This is a genomic window from Flavobacterium fryxellicola, assembly GCF_900143245.1.
GTDB classification, from domain to species: Bacteria; Bacteroidota; Bacteroidia; order Flavobacteriales; family Flavobacteriaceae; genus Flavobacterium; species Flavobacterium fryxellicola.
Genome location: NZ_FRDK01000002.1, coordinates 183,583 through 202,338 on the forward strand (window position 1 = coordinate 183,583; position 18,756 = coordinate 202,338).

19 protein-coding genes are annotated in these 18,756 nt (G+C 33.0%); 11 read left to right on the plus strand and 8 right to left on the minus strand.

Annotation, left to right across the window (positions count from 1 at the left end; translation table 11 throughout):
• The first annotated feature begins 179 nt into the window (after positions 1-179).
• Together BUA03_RS04440 and BUA03_RS04445 are read left to right on the plus strand one after the other, a co-directional pair.
• Positions 180-1,616, plus strand: coding sequence for an NADP-dependent isocitrate dehydrogenase (locus tag BUA03_RS04440; protein WP_066078461.1), 1,437 nt, complete (start codon positions 180-182; stop codon positions 1,614-1,616).
• 18 nt (positions 1,617-1,634) lie between these two features.
• Positions 1,635-1,877 carry a hypothetical protein gene (locus BUA03_RS04445; protein WP_066078458.1) on the plus strand — a complete coding sequence of 81 codons (243 nt, stop codon included), beginning with the start codon at positions 1,635-1,637 and terminating at the stop codon, positions 1,875-1,877.
• 92 nt (positions 1,878-1,969) lie between these two features.
• Here the strand turns inward: BUA03_RS04445 and can are convergent, their stop codons facing one another.
• From can to BUA03_RS04465, 4 genes are all read right to left on the minus strand, one after another.
• A complete protein-coding gene (can, locus tag BUA03_RS04450) occupies positions 1,970-2,605 on the minus strand; it encodes a carbonate dehydratase (RefSeq protein WP_066078455.1) in 636 nt (211 codons plus the stop codon).
• 74 nt (positions 2,606-2,679) lie between these two features.
• Complete coding sequence (locus BUA03_RS04455) at positions 2,680-4,353, minus strand: SulP family inorganic anion transporter (protein ID WP_066078452.1); 1,674 nt, start codon at positions 4,351-4,353, stop codon at positions 2,680-2,682.
• An 83-nt stretch (positions 4,354-4,436) separates the two neighbouring features.
• Complete coding sequence (locus tag BUA03_RS04460; RefSeq protein ID WP_066078448.1) at positions 4,437-4,718, minus strand: hypothetical protein; 282 nt, start codon at positions 4,716-4,718, stop codon at positions 4,437-4,439.
• 128 nt (positions 4,719-4,846) lie between these two features.
• The gene (locus BUA03_RS04465; RefSeq protein WP_066078912.1) at positions 4,847-5,326 is read right to left on the minus strand and encodes a Dps family protein; all 480 of its coding nucleotides are present in this window, start codon (positions 5,324-5,326) and stop codon (positions 4,847-4,849) included.
• Positions 5,327-5,441: 115 nt separating this feature from the next.
• Between BUA03_RS04465 and BUA03_RS04470 the strand changes: the two genes are divergently transcribed.
• Complete coding sequence (locus BUA03_RS04470) at positions 5,442-6,383, plus strand: hydrogen peroxide-inducible genes activator (RefSeq protein ID WP_066078914.1); 942 nt, start codon at positions 5,442-5,444, stop codon at positions 6,381-6,383.
• Positions 6,384-6,416: 33 nt separating this feature from the next.
• Here BUA03_RS04470 and BUA03_RS04475 read toward each other — a convergent pair whose 3' ends face one another.
• Entirely contained in the window at positions 6,417-6,614 is a 198-nt protein-coding gene (locus BUA03_RS04475) for a hypothetical protein (RefSeq protein ID WP_066078440.1), read from the minus strand.
• A gap of 142 nt (positions 6,615-6,756) precedes the next feature.
• The gene (mnmD, locus tag BUA03_RS04480; protein WP_066078436.1) at positions 6,757-7,419 is read right to left on the minus strand and encodes a tRNA (5-methylaminomethyl-2-thiouridine)(34)-methyltransferase MnmC2; all 663 of its coding nucleotides are present in this window, start codon (positions 7,417-7,419) and stop codon (positions 6,757-6,759) included.
• A 302-nt stretch (positions 7,420-7,721) separates the two neighbouring features.
• Between mnmD and BUA03_RS04485 the strand changes: the two genes are divergently transcribed.
• A complete protein-coding gene (locus tag BUA03_RS04485) occupies positions 7,722-8,789 on the plus strand; it encodes a branched-chain amino acid aminotransferase (protein ID WP_066078432.1) in 1,068 nt (355 codons plus the stop codon).
• 97 nt (positions 8,790-8,886) lie between these two features.
• On the opposite strand, the gene BUA03_RS04490 is transcribed toward BUA03_RS04485, so the two are convergent.
• Positions 8,887-9,270 carry a pyrophosphohydrolase domain-containing protein gene (locus tag BUA03_RS04490; protein WP_066078429.1) on the minus strand — a complete coding sequence of 128 codons (384 nt, stop codon included), beginning with the start codon at positions 9,268-9,270 and terminating at the stop codon, positions 8,887-8,889.
• A 613-nt stretch (positions 9,271-9,883) separates the two neighbouring features.
• Here BUA03_RS04490 and BUA03_RS04500 point away from each other — a divergent pair.
• The 4 genes from BUA03_RS04500 (at position 9,884) to BUA03_RS04515 (ending at position 12,566) form a co-directional block, all read left to right on the plus strand.
• Positions 9,884-11,005 (plus strand): SRPBCC family protein, encoded by a 1,122-nt coding sequence (locus tag BUA03_RS04500; RefSeq protein ID WP_066078424.1) that lies wholly within the window; start codon positions 9,884-9,886, stop codon positions 11,003-11,005.
• Between the two features lie 61 nt (positions 11,006-11,066).
• Positions 11,067-11,609, plus strand: coding sequence for an RNA polymerase sigma factor (locus tag BUA03_RS04505; protein WP_066078422.1), 543 nt, complete (start codon positions 11,067-11,069; stop codon positions 11,607-11,609).
• Between the two features lie 32 nt (positions 11,610-11,641).
• Positions 11,642-12,058 (plus strand): hypothetical protein, encoded by a 417-nt coding sequence (locus BUA03_RS04510; protein WP_066078419.1) that lies wholly within the window; start codon positions 11,642-11,644, stop codon positions 12,056-12,058.
• Between the two features lie 49 nt (positions 12,059-12,107).
• Positions 12,108-12,566 carry a sensor of ECF-type sigma factor gene (locus BUA03_RS04515; RefSeq protein WP_066078416.1) on the plus strand — a complete coding sequence of 153 codons (459 nt, stop codon included), beginning with the start codon at positions 12,108-12,110 and terminating at the stop codon, positions 12,564-12,566.
• 72 nt (positions 12,567-12,638) lie between these two features.
• On the opposite strand, the gene BUA03_RS04520 is transcribed toward BUA03_RS04515, so the two are convergent.
• Positions 12,639-13,700 carry a WD40/YVTN/BNR-like repeat-containing protein gene (locus tag BUA03_RS04520; protein ID WP_066078413.1) on the minus strand — a complete coding sequence of 354 codons (1,062 nt, stop codon included), beginning with the start codon at positions 13,698-13,700 and terminating at the stop codon, positions 12,639-12,641.
• Positions 13,701-13,816: 116 nt separating this feature from the next.
• On the opposite strand from BUA03_RS04520, the gene BUA03_RS04525 reads away from it, so the two are divergent.
• The 3 genes from BUA03_RS04525 to BUA03_RS04535 all read left to right on the plus strand — a co-directional run bounded on the left by BUA03_RS04525 (position 13,817) and on the right by BUA03_RS04535 (position 18,695).
• Positions 13,817-15,226, plus strand: a complete 1,410-nt coding sequence (locus BUA03_RS04525; protein ID WP_066078908.1) for a hypothetical protein — start codon at positions 13,817-13,819, stop codon at positions 15,224-15,226.
• A 113-nt stretch (positions 15,227-15,339) separates the two neighbouring features.
• Positions 15,340-17,301: a KUP/HAK/KT family potassium transporter gene (locus tag BUA03_RS04530; protein ID WP_066078410.1), complete on the plus strand. Its 1,962-nt coding sequence runs from the start codon at positions 15,340-15,342 to the stop codon at positions 17,299-17,301.
• Between the two features lie 137 nt (positions 17,302-17,438).
• Positions 17,439-18,695 carry an RsmB/NOP family class I SAM-dependent RNA methyltransferase gene (locus BUA03_RS04535; RefSeq protein ID WP_066078406.1) on the plus strand — a complete coding sequence of 419 codons (1,257 nt, stop codon included), beginning with the start codon at positions 17,439-17,441 and terminating at the stop codon, positions 18,693-18,695.
• The last annotated feature ends 61 nt before the right edge of the window (positions 18,696-18,756 follow it).

Consider the following 18,756-nt stretch of genomic DNA (forward strand, 5'->3'; position numbering starts at 1 on the left):
GAGGAGGAATAAAAGGAAGTACTGGTGTTGGTTTTCTGCAGCTTCAATTTAAAAAAACACCTAGCAAACTAGAAATAAAAAATATAAAAATATTTTATGCGTTTCATTACAAATATAAATAAAAATTTATGTATAAATAGTGCGAACTTTGCAGTATCAAAACACTTAAAATAAATCAAATGACTCGAATTACAGTAGCTAAAGGAGATGGAATTGGTCCAGAAATAATGGATGCAACTCTTAAAATCATTATCGCAGCCGGAGCAGAATTAGAAATTGATGAAATAGAAGTAGGAGAAAAAGTTTATTTATCAGGAAATACTTCTGGAATTGCGAGTGAATCTTGGGATATTATTCGTAGAAATAAAGTTTTTTTAAAAGCTCCAATAACCACTCCACAAGGTGGTGGTTACAAAAGTTTAAATGTAACAACTAGAAAGTTTCTTGGACTATATTCAAACGTGAGACCCTGTATGAGTTTACATCCCTTTGTAGAGACCAAACATCCTAAAATGGACATTGTAATTATTCGCGAAAATGAAGAGGATTTATATGCTGGAATTGAGCACCAACAAACCGATGAAGTAGTACAATGTTTAAAACTTATAAGCCGTCCTGGTTGCGAAAAAATAGTTCGTTATGCTTTTGAGTATGCTAAAGTGTACGGTCGAAAAAAGGTAACTTGTTTTACAAAAGACAATATCATGAAACAAACAGACGGACTGTTTCACCAGGTCTTTGATGAAATTGGTTTAGAATATCCCGAAATTGAGAATGAACATTGGATTGTTGATATTGGTGCTGCAAAAATGGCGGATACTCCAGAGATCTTTGATGTCATAGTAACCTTAAATCTTTATGGTGATATTCTGTCTGATATTGCTGCACAAATTGCTGGTTCTGTTGGATTGGCTGGCTCGGCTAATATTGGTGAAGAATGTGCCATGTTTGAAGCAATCCATGGTTCAGCTCCAAGACGTGCTGATCAAAACTTGGCAAATCCATCTGGTCTATTAGAAGGTGCTGTAATGATGCTCAATCACATTGGACAAACAGAAATTGCTGAAAAAGTACAAAATGCATGGTTAAAAACCATAGAAGACGGTATCCACACTTATGATATTTACAAAGAAGGAATTAGCAAAGAAAAAGTAGGAACGAAAGAATTTGCCCAAGCCGTTATTGCCAATTTAGGTAAAAATCCATCACAACTAAAACAAGTTTCGTATGCGAAAGATGCGGTTTTAAACCTACCAAAGTACGCAAAGAAACCTGCTAAAAATAAAGAATTAGTAGGTATTGATCTATTTATACATTGGAATGGAACAGATCCAAATGAATTAGCTGAAAAAATTAAGACTATCGGTACTGAAAATAAACATTTGACTATGATTACCAATCGTGGAATCAAAGTTTGGCCTGACGGATTCAATGAGACATATTGCACGGATCACTGGCGCTGCAGATTTAAACCAACCCATGGAAAATTAATTGAGAAAAGCCAGATCATAACTTTATTATCAAATGCATTAGATGCAAAAATTGATGTTATTAAAACAGAAAATCTATACGACTTTGATGGAAAAGCAGGGTATTCATTAGGTCAAGGACAATAACCTTTAAAGCTGCACGACATGGAAATCCCACTTATTGAAGGTGAATTTAGCACAAATGAAGCCCTAGAGTTAATTGTTAAAATGATTGAAGTAAAAATTAAATTTCATGAAAGTAAAGTTTGTAACTCGCAGTTAGAAGAAGACATCAAAAGTCGAGAGAACAAAATTAAAAATCTTCAAAAATCACTTTATGATAGTAGACTTTTTTTGAATACCAAAAATAGTGGAGTCAAAATTAAATGTTCCATTCATATTGAATAACTACCTCCTTTTAATTCGAGTAATATAAAGGGAAAGTAAGGAAGATGAAATTTTAATACTATCAAAGCCACTTAAAAGTGGCTTTGATAGTATTAGAATTTCAATTGGTACACAGCATCTAAATCTTTATTCGAACTGATATTAACCTGTAAATCAGTTACGAAACCAGAATTAAGTCCATATGCCCAGCCGTGTAATGTCAGTTCTTGACCATTTTTCCATGCCGCTTGAACAATCGATGTCTTGGCTAAATCAAAAACCTGCTCTTTTACATTCAATTCTACAAAAGTGTTAAAACGTTCTGCTTCATCTTGAATAGAATCTAAATACTGGCTGTGTAACCGGTACACGTCTTTAATATGACGAATCCAGTTATCAATAATTCCTATAGAATCATTTCCCATTGCAGCTTTCACACCGCCACATCCATAATGCCCACATACTAATACATGTTTCACCTTCAATACATTTACTGCATAATCTAGAACGCTCAACATATTCATGTCACTATGTACAACCATATTAGCAATATTTCTATGTACAAAAACTTCCCCAGGCTTAGCTCCTATAATTTCATTTGCTGGAACCCTGCTATCAGAGCAACCGATCCATAATAACGGCGGTGTCTGCCCTTTGGCTAAATCCTGGAAATAATTTGGATCGCTCATTAAAGAGGTTTCTACCCATTTTTTATTATTCTCTAGTATTTTTTTATAAAAATCAACCATAACTTTTAGAAATTATTTTATTTATGTAACCGTTTAATCCTTACAAATCTATTGTAAAGAAACTCATTTTTTATTTAATTAGACGTTTTTTCTTCCTTAAGAAAATCATCGTCTGTTACTACTCTTTTGACCATTACTCTTTTCGCAGCGTCATAGTAATGTTCAATAGTCACATGATTTTGACTATCAATCGTGTTTTCCAATTGATATGCTTTTTTAAACCCTTTTAACTTCACTTTTATATTGTTATCCAATGCCCTCGTCGTTTTAAATTCGTGGATTAAATCCAAAATATCATGAGCAATGTAGACCGTATCTGTTGCATCAATGATCACCTTAGAATTTTCTGGAATTTGACTTAATGTTTGTTTGATCGCAGCTTTATTCAAGAAAGAAACTTCTTGCGCCAAATCAATATGAATAACGTCGCCATCAGCATATTCTTCTTTTCTAAACAAGTAAGCTCTCTGCAGATTTCCTTTTAAAACAAAAATAATACTGATTATAATTCCTAGAGTAACTCCTTTCAACAAATCCAAAAATACAACCGCCAATAACGTGGCAATAAATGGTACAAATTGGTATTTTCCTTTTTCCCAAAAGTGTTTAAATGTGGCTGGTTTTGCTAATTTATAGCCAACTAAGATTAAAATAGCTGCCAAGGTCGCCAGCGGAATTTTATTAAGAACCACCGGAATAGCAAGCACACTTACTAATAATAATAAGCCATGAATAATGGTAGACATTTTAGACTTAGCGCCTGAATTACTGTTGGCAGAGGAACGCACAATTACAGAAGTTAAGGGTAATCCGCCTAAAAGTGAACTGACCATGTTTCCAACACCTTGCGCTTTTAATTCTACATTAGTGTCGGTATATCTCTTTTGCACATCCATTCTGTCTGCTGCCTCAATACTTAAAAGCGTTTCAATAGATGCAACAATAGCAATCGTCAAGGCAATCACCCATACCTTAGGATTAGTAATTCCAGAAAAATTAGGAGTTACGATGATCGATTTAAATTCTTCTAAAGAGGATGGAACTGGTAAAGAAACCAAATGTTCTTTTCCAATTGCTAACGTGCTGCCTGTTCCTATAAAAATTTCATTCAGGATAACACCAATAGCTACGGCGATTAAAGCACCTGGCACTAACTTTAATTTTTTCAAAAAAGGTACTTTATCCCATGAAATCAAAATCGTCATAGAAATTAATGTAATAACGATAGAACCAATTTGAATATAATCCACAATACCAGCTAACGAAGAAAATGTATTACTTCCATCCTTTTGCAAAAAGGCCAAATCTCCTTCAAAATCACTGTCATATCCAAAAGCATGAGGCAATTGCTTCAAAACAATGATGATTCCAATACCGGCTAACATTCCTTCAATAACATTTGTTGGAAAATAATTAGAAATACTTCCTGCCTTTAGAAAACCCAATATCAGTTGTATTAAGCCCGCTATAAAAACAGCCGTCAGAAAAATATCAAAAGCACCTAAATCTGTGATTGCAGTAAGCACAATAGCGGTAAGACCCGCTGCAGGTCCAGAAACACTTATGTGTGATTTACTTAAATACCCTACCACTATACCACCAATAACTCCTGCTATAATTCCAGAAAATAAGGGAGCACCAGAAGCCATTGCAATACCTAAACACAATGGTAACGCCACTAAAAAAACCACTAAACCAGACGCAAAATCAGATTTAAGGTTAGCAAAAAGATTATTTTTTTTTGTCATAATACCGAACTAAAAATTGAATACAAAATGAACCACATGCTATATGTGCTAATTGATTTTAAAAAATAAAATCGAGAATTGTATTAAACTTCGTTGGGAGGAGGAATAAATATGGAGGAGGTGATTTTATCGTGTTTTGATAAATTCTCCGAAAGGATAACGCCAGAAGATAGCTTCGATGGAGCGCTAATTTCAGCAGGGTTTTCTAAATAAAAAAAAGTCTTAATTTCTTTATGCACATGCTCTTCTTCAGAAACCGTATAAAAAACAGATATATCCACACTTTTCTCAATCACGATAATAATTGTGGGCGTGATTAAAAAAGCAATAAACAGAATTAAAAATATTTTAGATATTATCTTCATTGGCGCAAAAATAGAATTAGTTTGGTAAAAATGATGCCAGTTGTTCTATTTTTGCTAAAAATTAACAAAAAAAAAGGCAAAATGAAAACGCTAGATTTCATTTTGCCTTTTTTAATCCAATCTTTAACTTACAAGCTTTCTTCTAACCAAGCCTGCATCATCCATATTGTCTTCTCTTGCTCCGAGATAAAATCACTCATCATGGCATTTGTACCTTCATCATTAATTGCTGCAGATTTATTAAGAATCTCTCTTTCAATTTTTAAAAGATGAGCTAACGAGGCTACAATCAAATGAACCGCTTTTTCATCATTAGAAATATTTTTACCAACAACCAATTGATTATTTTTAATATAATCCTCAAAAGTATGCAGTGGAGTTCCTCCAACAGTTAATACTCTTTCTGCGATTAAATCAATTTTCATTTGAGAATCTGTGTATAATTCTTCAAACTTCACATGCAAATCAAAAAAACGCTTCCCTCTTATATTCCAATGAATTCCTCTTAAATTTTGATAGTACACCTGAAAATTGGATAACAAAATATTCAATTCATTAACTATCAATTCTGATTCTTTAACTGGCAATCCTAAAATGTTTGTTTTCATTTCCATAGTTTTTATATTAAATTCTTACAATAGTAAATTTAGCCTAAGATTAATGAAAAACACCATAATAAAAAGTTATAGTTTTACTAAATTTGCATTAGCTATTATTATAATTATGACAATCACTCAACTAAAATATGTTCTTGCCGTAGCTGAACATAAAAATTTTACATTGGCTGCAGAAAAATGTTTTGTAACTCAACCTACATTGAGCATGCAAATTCAAAAAATAGAAGAAGAATTAAGCATTCAGATATTTGACCGAACAAAAAAACCAATTCAACTTACTGATATTGGTCAAAAAATTGTAAACCAAGCCAAAAATATAGTCAACGAAGCAGATCGCATCCAAGATATTGTTGAGCAACAGAAAGGTTTTATCGGTGGAGAATTCCGGTTAGGAATAATTCCCACTATTATGCCCACGCTTCTACCCATGTTTTTGAATAATTTCATCAAAAAATATCCTAAAGTGAAACTCATCATCGAAGAGTTGAATACTGAAGAAATTATAACCAAACTAAATAATGGCCACCTTGACGCGGCTATTGCTGCAACGCCCTTGATGGAAGACAAAATCAAAGAAATTGTACTCTATTTCGAACCTTTTGTTGCTTACATTCCGCAAACCCACCACCATTTTCAAAAAGAAGAAATAGAAGTTAGCGACTTAAACTTGGACGAAATTTTATTATTACAAGATGGACATTGTTTCCGTGATGGAATTCTAAACTTGTGCAAAAATAATCCTAGAAGTGAAACAGGTCATTTTCAAATAGAAAGTGGAAGTTTTGAAACCTTAATAAAACTGGCCGATGAAGGACTAGGAACTACATTACTTCCCTACCTGCATACATTGGACTTAAAAGATAGCGATAAACTCAAGTTGCGCCATTTTAAAGAACCTAAACCGGCACGAGAGGTCAGTTTAATTTTTCCTAAAAGTGAATTAAAAATTCAGATTATTGAAGCGCTTCGCAGCACAATTGCTGGCGTCATAAAAGGAGCAATCGTTTTTCAGAATGTACAAATCATCAGTTCCATTCACAAAAAATAAAAAAAGGAACCGTTTATTAGCGGTTCCTTTTTTTTATGAATTAACTATCAGTAAACATTGTTTTAATTCTGGTTTTCCAATCGTAAAATTTAATAACCATTCACGCAATTGTTCCATTTCATAGGGCAATAACATTTTGATGGCTTTTTCTAACTCTTTGCAAAAAAGCATTGGATCAAAACTTACTCTTTCTAAAACAGATTTTGTATAATCGTACATAATTTTCGACATAAGACAAGGATGAATTTGGTTAGATTAAGATTCTAATATTGTTGTAAAAATACATTTTTTGGTACTACCTAAGAATTATTTAACGTAGTTTTTGGTTTTTTATTTCACGCTATAACATTAACCCGCTCCATTAAAAATTGAATTAGAACTTGCGAGCACGAAACATTTCTCTTTTTCCCGGAGGTCCTTCCAGTTTTTCAACAGTAAAGCCTACTTCGATCATGCTTCTTTTAACAACGCCTCTGGCAGCATAAGTAACCAGTACTCCTTTGCTTTTAAGCGCCTTATACATTTTTCTAAAAATTTCTGTACTCCATAATTCTGGTTGGACTCGATATCCAAAAGCATCAAAGTAGATTAAATCGTATTTACTAACATCATTAATTTCTTCAAAAAATTGATTCCGTTTGGTTAGTGTAAAACCATCATGTATAGCTACTTTTTCTCCCCAGTTACTATCATGAATTGTATCGAAAAGCGTACTTTCCTGATTTGCATTCAACTCAGATACGTAATTCATCTTTAAGACTTCTTCTGATGAAATTGGATAGGCTTCTACACCCACGTAATCTATGATCTGCTGCATTTTTTTGGCTTCTAAGAGCGTGATAAAAGCATTTAAACCAGTACCAAATCCTATTTCAAGAATAGCAACTTTTTGATTTTGAAATAGGGAAAGGCCATTTTTGATAAAAACATGTTGCGCTTCTTGAATTGCGCCATGTTTAGAATGATAACATTCGTCCCATTCGGTTAAGTGAATGGTTGTAGAGCCGTCAAGTGTCTGAATTATTTCTCTTTTCAAAATTATAGGATAGGATTATGCAGCTATATAAAGTATACAACCCGTCAAATTTAATCAAAACTATTGCCTTTACCACTTAAAAACGGCAATTTTTTATATAATCACTGGAATTAAGCTTGTTTTTTTTTGATTTTCAAAAACGTAAACAAATGCTAGTTAAACGCTATAATTAATGTAGTTTTGATAAGTAATTTGCTGATTTTTATTTAATTTTGCAAATATTAAAGTCCAAGAGATGGAAACTCTATCTTTTTAAGCTTTGTCTTATAACTTTATAAAAAAACAAAAAACAATACAATACTATGAGTACAACTCAAACTAACAAAATTGAAATTTTAAAATCTCTTACTTCAAAAATAAAGGAAGTAAATTTTGAAAACTTAAGCTTTGGTTCCGTTTTTACGGATCATTTATTTGAATGTGATTTTACAAATGGGGAATGGCAAAAACCAGTCATTAAGCCATACGCTCCTTTTTTGTTAGACCCATCAACTAGAGTTTTTCATTATGGCCAAGCTATTTTTGAAGGAATGAAAGCGTACAAGGACAGTGAAGATGCCGTTTGGCTTTTTAGACCTGATGAAAACTACAATCGTTTCAATAAATCAGCCGTTAGAATGGCTATGCCAGAGGTTCCTGAAGAAATATTCATGAATGGGCTACATCAATTATTACAGTTGGATGAAGCTTGGATAAAAAAAGGAAAAGGAAATGCGATGTATATCAGACCATTTATGATTGCAACTGGAACTGGCGTAATTGCTAACCCATCTAATGATTATAAATTTATGATCATTTTATCTCCAGTAACATCGTACTATTCTGGTGATGTAAAAGTACTTATTGCAGAACATTTCAGTAGAGCTGCTAATGGCGGAATTGGTGCGGCAAAAGCAGCTGGGAACTATGGAGCTCAATTCTACCCAACTGTATTAGCTAATGCAGCAGGTTTTCAGCAAGTTATTTGGACGGATGATGCCACGCATAACAAACTTGAAGAAGCTGGAACAATGAATGTTTTCTTTAGAATAAACGATACCTTACTTACTGCTCCCGTAAGTGAACGAATATTAGATGGAGTAACTAGAAAAACACTGATTGACCTGGCTAAAAGTGAAGGAATAAATGTAGAGATCCGTCCTGTTTTAGTTTCTGAACTTGTTGAAGCAGCTAAAAATGGAACTTTAAAAGAAATTTTTGGTGCTGGAACAGCTGCCGTAGTAAGTCCAATCTCAGGATTCTCGTATCAGGATGCCTATTTTGAGTTGCCAAAAATTGAAAAATCAGTAGCGATACATCTAAAAGACAAATTGACCAATATTCAAAATAAGTTAGAAAAAGATACTTTTGGATGGACCGTTAAAATATAATTTTAGATTTTATGTTTATAAAAAGGCGATTTTAATTTGTAAAATCGCCTTTTTATTTCCTGCACTACTACCTATCGTACAAGGGGATTAGTAATTCCTATTTAAGAATAATTGAAAAATCCGGCTTAAAGTAATTTGGCCCTTTTAAAACTTTTCCGTCTTCCCGATAAATAGGGTTTCCATTTTCGTCTAATTTACTCATGTTACTGCGCTGAATTTCATCAAATACAGCCTCTATTTTATCTTGTAAGCCATGCTCTATAATAGTTCCACAGAGGATATACATCATATCGCCCAAAGCATCTGCTATTTCTGTTAAATCATTATTTTGTACCGCTTCTAAGTACTCCTCATTTTCTTCTTTCATCAAATTATAACGAAGTTCATGCTTACGCTCTCCTAAATTGGCTGTAGGACTTTTATTAAAATCAATTTTGAACGTACAGTGAAATTCTTTTACCGCGTTAATTTGTTTTTGCATCTTTAGTATTTTTATCAAATGAAAATACAAATTAGCAAACTATTATTAAACAAATAACTAAATTTGTCCAAAAAAATATTTTAATTATGTTTAGTCAGGGACAATTAGTATTTGCAGGCCTTTTTTTCATTGCGTTTGTCATTGCGATGATATACGCCTACCGTAAAGATTTAGCGTTGCATAGAATATTTTATAAAGGAAATTATAAAATATTAATAGGATTTGGAGTTTTTATTGGGATTCTGTTCTTGATAAAAATATTCTTTAAACGTTAGTTTGCGATAAATAAAAAATAATGTCCACTTTAGCGTGGACTTTTTTATTTCTGGATCTTTCGTACATTCAAATTTAATCATGACTGCTATTTCAATATTAAATTATTGACTTTCATTTACTTAAAAATAACGCACTAAACTTTTAACCACCATTATTTTTAAAATAATCGCCGATAAATAAAATAGGATGTAATTTCCCATTCAAATCTAGTTGAAAAAAAAACAATCGACTTATATTGTCCCTTTCGCACAAAAAAAGGTCTATTTATTTATTTAACACTTTCTATGACTTATAAATTATATTTTTAACTTTACAGAAATTAATAAACCTGTGTATTATGAGGATTTTAAAATATTTATTTCTTTTACTACTGCTTAGTTTTGTAGCACTATCCATTTTTGTAGCTACTCAAAAAGGAGATTTTACCGTAGAAAGAAGTAAAATCATAAATTCTCCGAAATCAAACGTCTATAATTTTGTAAATGATTTCAGAAACTGGGAAGATTTTGGTTCTTGGATTACTGAAGATCCCGAAATAAAAATTAGCTATCCTAAAAAAACAATTGGAGCAGGCGCTTCTTATTCTTGGGAAGGAAAAGACGGCTCTGGAAATATGAAAACTATTTTTGTAAAAGAAAACGACAGTATTTCGCAAATAATGGACTACAATGGAACTTCATCATCAGTATTTTGGACTTTCAAGGATACGATAGGCGGCACAAAAGTAACCTGGAAGACCATTGGAAAAATGAGTTTTTCTATGAAAGTGTATACTGCCTTCAATGGTGGTATGGATAAAATTATTGGGGTTATGTATGAAAAAAGTTTGGCCAAGCTAGACAAAACCCTTGATTTTGAAATAAACACGTACAAAGTAAAAGTAGATGGATTAACAAAAATCGCACCTACTTATTACTTAAAACAAACCTTTACAAGCAAACTTTCAAAAGTTACCAAAAATTCAAGGATCGTATTTTTCAAGATAATTGATTTCTGTAATAAAAACGATATCGAGCGCAACGGGAAACCATTTTTACTTTATCACAACTATGATTTAGCCAATGGACTAGCCAGAATCTCTTTTTGTGTACCCATAAAAAGTCAAATTTTGACAAGTTCAGGAAGTGACATTTTAACTGGAAAACTGGAGGGTTTTGAGGCTGTAAAAACAACCTTAACCGGTGATTATTCACACACTAAAAAAGCGATGGATAAAGCAATGGGGTACATTAATTCCAACAAAGTGATAGTTGATCCTACATTTTCACATTTGGAAATCTTTAAAATTAGCAGATCCGAAATTAAGAACCCTTCGAAATGGGTCACTGAAATTTATTACCCGGTAAAACCAAAAATGATTCCTGTCAACACTTATATTCCTGCCCCAATTAAAAAAGTAGAAGCTGCAAAAATACCTGCACCTATTATCAACAAAGAGGAAGAGCAATCTGAATTTTAAAACTAGTAGTAAACGATTAAACCTTTTTAATAAATTCTATTCTAATCTATAAAAAACAATTTTGCAAGAAGAACAGGAATTTATAAATCAACTATTAGACTCTAAAACACAAAACCAAGCGTTTCAGAGATTGATATTGGATTATCAAAGACCTCTTTACAACCACATTCGAAATATTATTTTGAATCACGACGATACAGATGATGTCTTGCAAAATACTTTTATTAAGATATTTCAACATTTAAAAAATTTCAAAGGAGACAGTAAACTCTTTTCGTGGATGTATCGCATTGCAACCAATGAGGCATTAACATTTATAAAACAAAAATCAAAAAGAAGTGGAGTTTCATCAGAAACAATACAAAATAAAGCAATCGATAATCTAGAAGCCGATGTATTTTTTGATGGGAATGAAATGCAAATAAAATTACAAAAAGCGATCGCTCTACTCCCTGAAAAACAACGGCTAATTTTTAAAATGAAATATTTTGAAGAACTTAAGTATGAAGCTATTTCTGAAATACTAGGGACCTCAGTTGGAGGATTAAAAGCATCCTATCACATCGCGGTAAAAAAAATAGAAGCATTTGTAACCACTAATTAAACCTTTTTGTAATAACACTGTCTAAAAAGAATATGAAAACATTTAAATTAGAAAACGAGCCTAAAATTGAACCCGGATTTAAAACACCCGATCACTATTTTGAAAATTTTTCGATCAAAATGATGAAGCAATTGCCAGTAAACGAGCCAAAAATAATTTCTATTTTTCAAAAAAGAAAATTGTTACTTATGTTAACTGCTGCTGCAATTTTAATTCTTGCCTTATTGATCCCAATTTTAAGCCCCACGAAGTCAAGCACAAAAGAATTAGATACCGTTGCATTAGAAAATTACATCACTTATCAGTCTAATGTAAACCAATATGACTTAATAAATGGATTAGAAACAAAAGACATTGAAAAAATTAATACTAGTATCGTTCTAGAAGATGAAGCCATTGAAGATCATTTGTCAACAAACTCAAATTTAGAAAATCTCATTTTAGAGTAAATCAGTTTTTAAAGTTTTCATTAAATGCCCTAAATTAAAAAAATAAAAAATGACAATAAAAAAATTATTACCCCTACTATTATTCTTCGTTTCCTGTAGCTTTTTTGCTCAAGGCGAAAGTATGAAAGATAAAAAAGAGCAAATAAAAGCATTAAAGGCGGCTTTTTTCACAACAGAATTAGACTTGACCACTAATGAAGCAGAAAAATTTTGGCCAATCTACAATACATTTGATGACAAGCAGTTTGAACTGAGACATCAAAAAATGAAAACCTACATGAGAAGAATGAATGATGGCTCATTGGACCAAATAACGGAAAAAGAAGCTAATGCTTTCTTAGCACAAATAGAAGATACGGAGGAAGAGCTTTTCTTATTACGAAAAAAATTCATGCAAAATGTGAAGACAATTTTACCCTCGGTAAAAATAGTTAAACTTAAAAAAGCAGAGGAAGATTTCAATAGAAAATTACTGCAACAATATCGACATAAAGGCTCAAGAAAATAACCTTGTGCCTGTAATTAATTCAATAGAAATACCTTAAACTTCAGGCTAAATTGCTACAGTTTAAGGTTTTTTTTATTTAAAACGGATGCGAATCATTTTATTTTGTCCTGCTGCAATTGCAGTTTTTTCGTCGAGAAAACGTATTGTATTAAGGCTGGAATCCGTTGACAATTGGGTCCAGGAATTCCCGCTATCTGAGGAATAATAAATTCCGGATGTTCCCACAGCGACAAGTGATTTGCCTTTGCTTTTGGGCACATATTGGACGCAGGATGCATATCCAAAACCTTGATTTTCCCCGACAAGCTTCCATGTTTTTCCGCCATTTGTTGTAGTTGCTTTATTAGAAAAATTTTGGTTGCTAACATCATAATCACCTCCAGCAACAATCCCCGTGTTTGAGTCGTAAAAATCAGCCGTAAAAATTCCAGTCATCGTTTTACCTTGTACAATTGGAGTTTCAAACACAGACCAACTTTCGCCTCTGTCAGGAGAATAAAAAACTCGTGCTTTTTTACCGCCTGAAACAATCCATGTATTATTATCTTTAATAACAATATTAGTGTTGCTTGCTGCAAAAGCTGCTTCCCCATCTGCCACTTTTGGTAGTTTTTCGCATGATATTTTATGCCATGAATTCCCTCCATCCCGTGTTGTAATAATATTGAGACAGTTCTCAATTGGATCCCCCATTGCAATTCCTTCTTTATTATTCCAAAATTGCATGCTATCATAAAAAACTTTTTGATGCCTTTCTTGGTAAACTAATTTAGCGCTGAAACCCTCTTTGGAAACCTGATAAAGAAGTGCAGGGTTGGCTACATTTAAAATAAAAATATGTTCTGCTGTTTGAGCGATACTTCTAAATTCAAGAATTAATGAATCCTTGTTGATTCTATTTTCAATCTTTTGGTTAGAATCCAAATTATAAAAACCATATCTTCCTTTATCTGCAGCATACCAAATTTTGTTTTTATCAATTTGAATCGCTCTAATACTTATTTTATCCTGAAATAAAGTGTCAAGTACAACAGACTGAAAATTAGTTTCTTCTAATTTTTCAGACTTATAAATACTTGTTTTACAAGACACAGCAACTAATATAACCAACAAAGCCAGTAAAATATTTTTCATTTTTAATACATTTTACCGCTAATTTACAACTATTAATAGAAATGCAATAAAGTACCTAAATTAATTGGCACAGTAATTGGATATTGAAAAAAAAGGGAAATTTAATCCAATTAATTATGAAAACGAAACTACTATTATTGAGTCTATTGACTACTGTTTTCGCAACGCAAATACAAGCGCAAAATAGAACATCAGTAAATGCCATGAATGCCGAAATCAGTGACAATCTTGACTTGAGAGCTGTTGCTTCTATTTTTGGCGATTCTAGAGACCTACAGGATTTTGAAAGACGACTGAATGATCCTGATTTGCAAATATCTAATTTGGATTTAAACAACGATAACCAAGTTGATTATTTGCGGGTGATTGAAACAGTAGAAAACAGAACACACTTAATCATCGTTCAATCCGTTCTTGATGAAGATGTTTATCAAGATGTTGCTACAATTGATGTAGAAAAAGACAGAAATAATAAAATTCATGTACAAGTAGTGGGTGACGTCTTTATGTATGGAGAAAATTATATTTATGAGCCGGTATATTACAACACTCCTATAATTTACGCTTCTTTTTGGTCCAATAATTACCGCCCTTACTATTCCTCTTGGAATTGGAATTATTATCCCTCTTATTATTACGCATGGAATCCTTTCCCGGTATTCCGATACAGAAACAATATCAATATTAATCTAAATATTAATAATTACTATAATTATGTTAATCATAGAAGAAACGATCGTACTGTAGTTTTATATAATTCAAGACGCTCCAATGGCTATGAAAGACAAAACCCAAACTATTCCTTTTCAAGAAGAAATACAAATGTGGTAAACCGTTACGAATTAGATCAAAGAAGAGGTTCTAGGAACGAAGTTGGCTATGCAAACAGGAGAGGCGGTTCTACAAGAGATTATTCTCAGAACAGCACTAATTCCTCTAGAGAAGCTGGGCCACAACGAGGAGGTTCTACAAGAGATTATTCTCAGAACAGCACTAATTCCTCTAGAGAAGCTGCGCCACAACGAGGAGGTTCCACAAGAGATTATTCTCAAAATAGAACGAGTCAGTCTAGAGAAGCTGCGCCACAACGAGGCGGTTCCACAAGAGATTATTCTCAAAACAGAACGAGTCAGTCCAGACAAGCTGGGCCACAAAGAGCAGAGTCTCCAAGAGATTATTCTCAAAACAGAACGAGTCAGTCCAGACAAGTTGCGCCACAAAGAGCAGAGTCTCCAAGAGATTATTCTCAAAACAGAACGAGTCAATCCAGAGAAGCTGCACCACAAAGAACAGAGTCTCCAAGAGATTATTCTCAAAACAGAACGAGTCAGTCTAGACAAGCTGCACCTCAAAGAGCAGAATCATCAAGAGATTATTCTCAAAATAGAACGAGTCAGTCCAGACAAGCTGCACCACAAAGGGCAGATTCTAAAAACAGAGGAAGCTCATCAAGAGAGTCAGCACCACAAAAAAGTGACGCTCAACGTGGGAATTCCACTTCAAGAAATGATAGCAGAAGATCCTAATAAAATAGAGTAGAAAAGATAAGACACGGCTTTAAAGCCGTGTTTTTTTATTGGATAAAAAGCTCTAATTTATTTTAAAAGTGTATTTTTGACAAGTTTTTTAAAAATAGTACATGAGCGCATCGCACAAAGACCTGCATAGTAGATTAACATTAGGTGGTTTATTAATTTCATTAGGAATAATTTACGGTGATATAGGAACTTCTCCGTTGTATGTAATGAAAGCTATATTAGGTGATCATATTATCAACGCTGACGTTGTTTTGGGTGGCGTATCTGCCGTTTTTTGGACCCTTACTTTACAAACGACCATAAAATATGTCCTAATCACGTTAAGTGCTGACAATCATGGAGAAGGTGGAATTTTTGCTTTGTATGCTTTAGTCAAAAAAACTAAAATTAAATGGCTAATTGTCCCCGCCATAATTGGGGGAAGTGCATTGTTAGCCGATGGAATTATTACACCCCCAATCTCCGTTTCTTCTGCTGTAGAAGGAATTAGAACTTATTATCCCGAGATAAATACGATTCCAATAGTGATTAGTATTTTATTTATGCTATTTGCTATACAGCAATTTGGGACTAAGTTAGTTGGAAAGTTTTTTGCTCCAATAATGCTAGTTTGGTTTGGAATGCTCGCCGTATTGGGATTATCACAGATTGGGCAAAATATCGAGGTTTTAAAAGCAGTTAATCCCTATTATGCGTATCATTTATTGACCATTCATCCCGAAGGATTTTTTGTTTTAGGATTTGTATTCCTTTGTACAACTGGTGCTGAAGCCCTATATTCTGATATGGGTCATTGCGGACGTAAAAATATTAGAATTAGCTGGATCTTTGTAAAAACAGCCCTAGTGCTTAATTATTTTGGACAAGCTGCTTATTTAATCCATCACGAAGGAGAAACACTACAAACTTTGGGTGGAAAAAATGGAAATCCATTTTATCTTATCATGCCGGATTGGTTCCAACCTATAGGAATCATTATAGCAACTCTTGCTGCTGTAATAGCATCACAAGCCTTAATTAGTGGCTCATTTACGCTAATAAATGAAGCTATGAGACTGAATTTTTGGCCTAAAGTAAAAATCAAATACCCAACCGAATTAAAAGGCCAATTGTACATTCCATCGATAAACTGGTTATTGTTTATTGGATGTGTTGGAATTGTACTGCACTTTGAAGAGTCCAGTAATATGGAACATGCTTATGGTCTGGCTATTATCTTGTGTATGATAATGACCACTATTCTGCTTAATTTTTATTTGATAATGAAAAGGGTTAAACTATACTTTATTATACCATTGATTGCGATTTATTTAATAATTGAATTTAGTTTTCTAGCAGCCAATATTACAAAATTTGCTGAAGGGGGTTACGTAACTCTTTTTATAGCTATTACTTTAATCAGCATCATGACCACATGGTATTTAGCCAAGCAAATCAACAAAAGTTATACTAAAATTGTTAAAATTGAAGATTATAAAAAAGTACTTGTTGAATTAAGTGCTGATTTAAGCATCCCAAAATACGCTACACACTTAGTTTACATGACAAATGCTGGTAGAGCAGACGAAATAGAGGAAAAAGTAATGTATTCTATTTTACAAAAAAGACCAAAAAGAGCGGATATATACTGGTTTGTTCACGTAAACATATTGACAGAACCTTACAAAGCAGAATATAAAGTTACCGAAATTGTAAAAGATGACTTGTACCGTGTAGACTTCAATCTTGGTTTTAGAGAGCCCACTAAAATCAACTTGATGTTTAGAGAAGTTATTAAGGATATGGTTAAAAAAGGAGAGGTTGATATAACGAGTAGATACGAATCGCTAAATAAAAATAATATCATTGGAGATTTTAAATTTGTTTTATCCGAAAAATTTCTATCTAACGATAGCGACTTAAGATGGCATGAGAAAATCATCATGAACTCTTACTTCTTAATTAAAAAATTAAGTTTATCCGAAGAAAGAGCTTTCGGTTTAGACAGCAGTTCTGTTAAAATTGAAAAATTCCCACTTGTGCTTCATGCGCCAGAGAACATGGACTTGACAAGAATAAAATAATCATTCTGTTTAAAATCACGAAAAACATTGTATTCATACGATGTTTTTTTTTGATCAAAAAATTTAAAACTAACATTCATTATTTAAAATATAACATTCAATCAATAAATAGTACCTTTGCACCTCAATTATTTAAAATGAGATTACACAGAAATTTAGTTTACACAACAATAGATGCATTAAATGCCATTTTTAACGAAGGTGAATATGCTGACAAAGTAGTGGCAAGATCCTTAAAAAAAGACAAACGTTGGGGAAGTTCTGACAGAAAGTTTGTTGCCGAAACCATCTACGAAATTGTACGTTGGAAAAGATTATACGCAGAAATAGCCGAGGTAAAAGAACCTTTTGATCGAGACAATCTTTGGAGAATGTTTTCTGTTTGGGCCGTTTTAAGAGGCTATCCTATTCCGGATTGGCGTCAGTTAGAAGGAACGCCAGAACGAAAAATTAAAGGCCGTTTTGATGAGCTTTCTAAAGTGAGAGCCTTAAAAGAATCTATTCCAGACTGGATGGATGAATTAGGAGTTAAAGAATTAGGAGAAAAAGTGTGGGCGACAGAAATTACAGCCCAAAACCAACCTGCTAAAGTAATTCTAAGAGTAAATACACTTAAAACTACTAGAGAAGCGCTACGTGCTATTTTGATGGATTTAAATATTGAAACAGAGACCTTAAAAAATCAACCTGACGCTTTAGTTCTTAAAGAAAGAGCTAATGTATTTTTAACTGATGCCTTTAAACAAGGTTTCTTTGAAGTACAGGACGCCAACTCTCAATTAGTAGCTGCTTTCCTTGATGTAAAACCAGGAATGCGCGTAGTGGATACTTGTGCAGGTGCGGGTGGAAAAACACTACATATTGCTGCTTTAATGGAAAACAAAGGACAGCTCATTGCTATGGATTTGTATGAAAGCAAATTGAAGCAACTAAAAATTAGAGCCAAAAGAGATGGTGCTTTCAATATAGAATACCGCATCATTGATTCGACAAAAATCATTAAAAAATTACATGAAAAAGCAGACCGTGTATTAATCGACGCACCCTGCAGCGGTTTAGGGGTTTTGAAAAGAAATCCAGATGCTAAATGGAAATTGAAACCGGAATTCATTGATAATATACGTAAAGTTCAATCGGAAGTTTTAGAAAATTATTCCAAAATTGTAAAACCAGGTGGAAAATTAGTTTATGCCACTTGCTCAATATTACCATCCGAAAATCAAGAACAGGTTGCTCACTTCTTGACCACAGCTATTGGTAAAGAGTTTAACTTTGTTAAAGATCAAAAAATCCTAGCCTCAGAGTCAGGTTTTGACGGATTTTATATGGCTTTATTAGAAAGAAAAGAAAGCTCAGAACAAAAAGAAAAAAGAGTACAAAAAGAAATCGAATAAAATATAGATTTAGACTCCCGAATTCACAAAAAAAGTCCTCGCAATTCGAGGACTTTTTTAT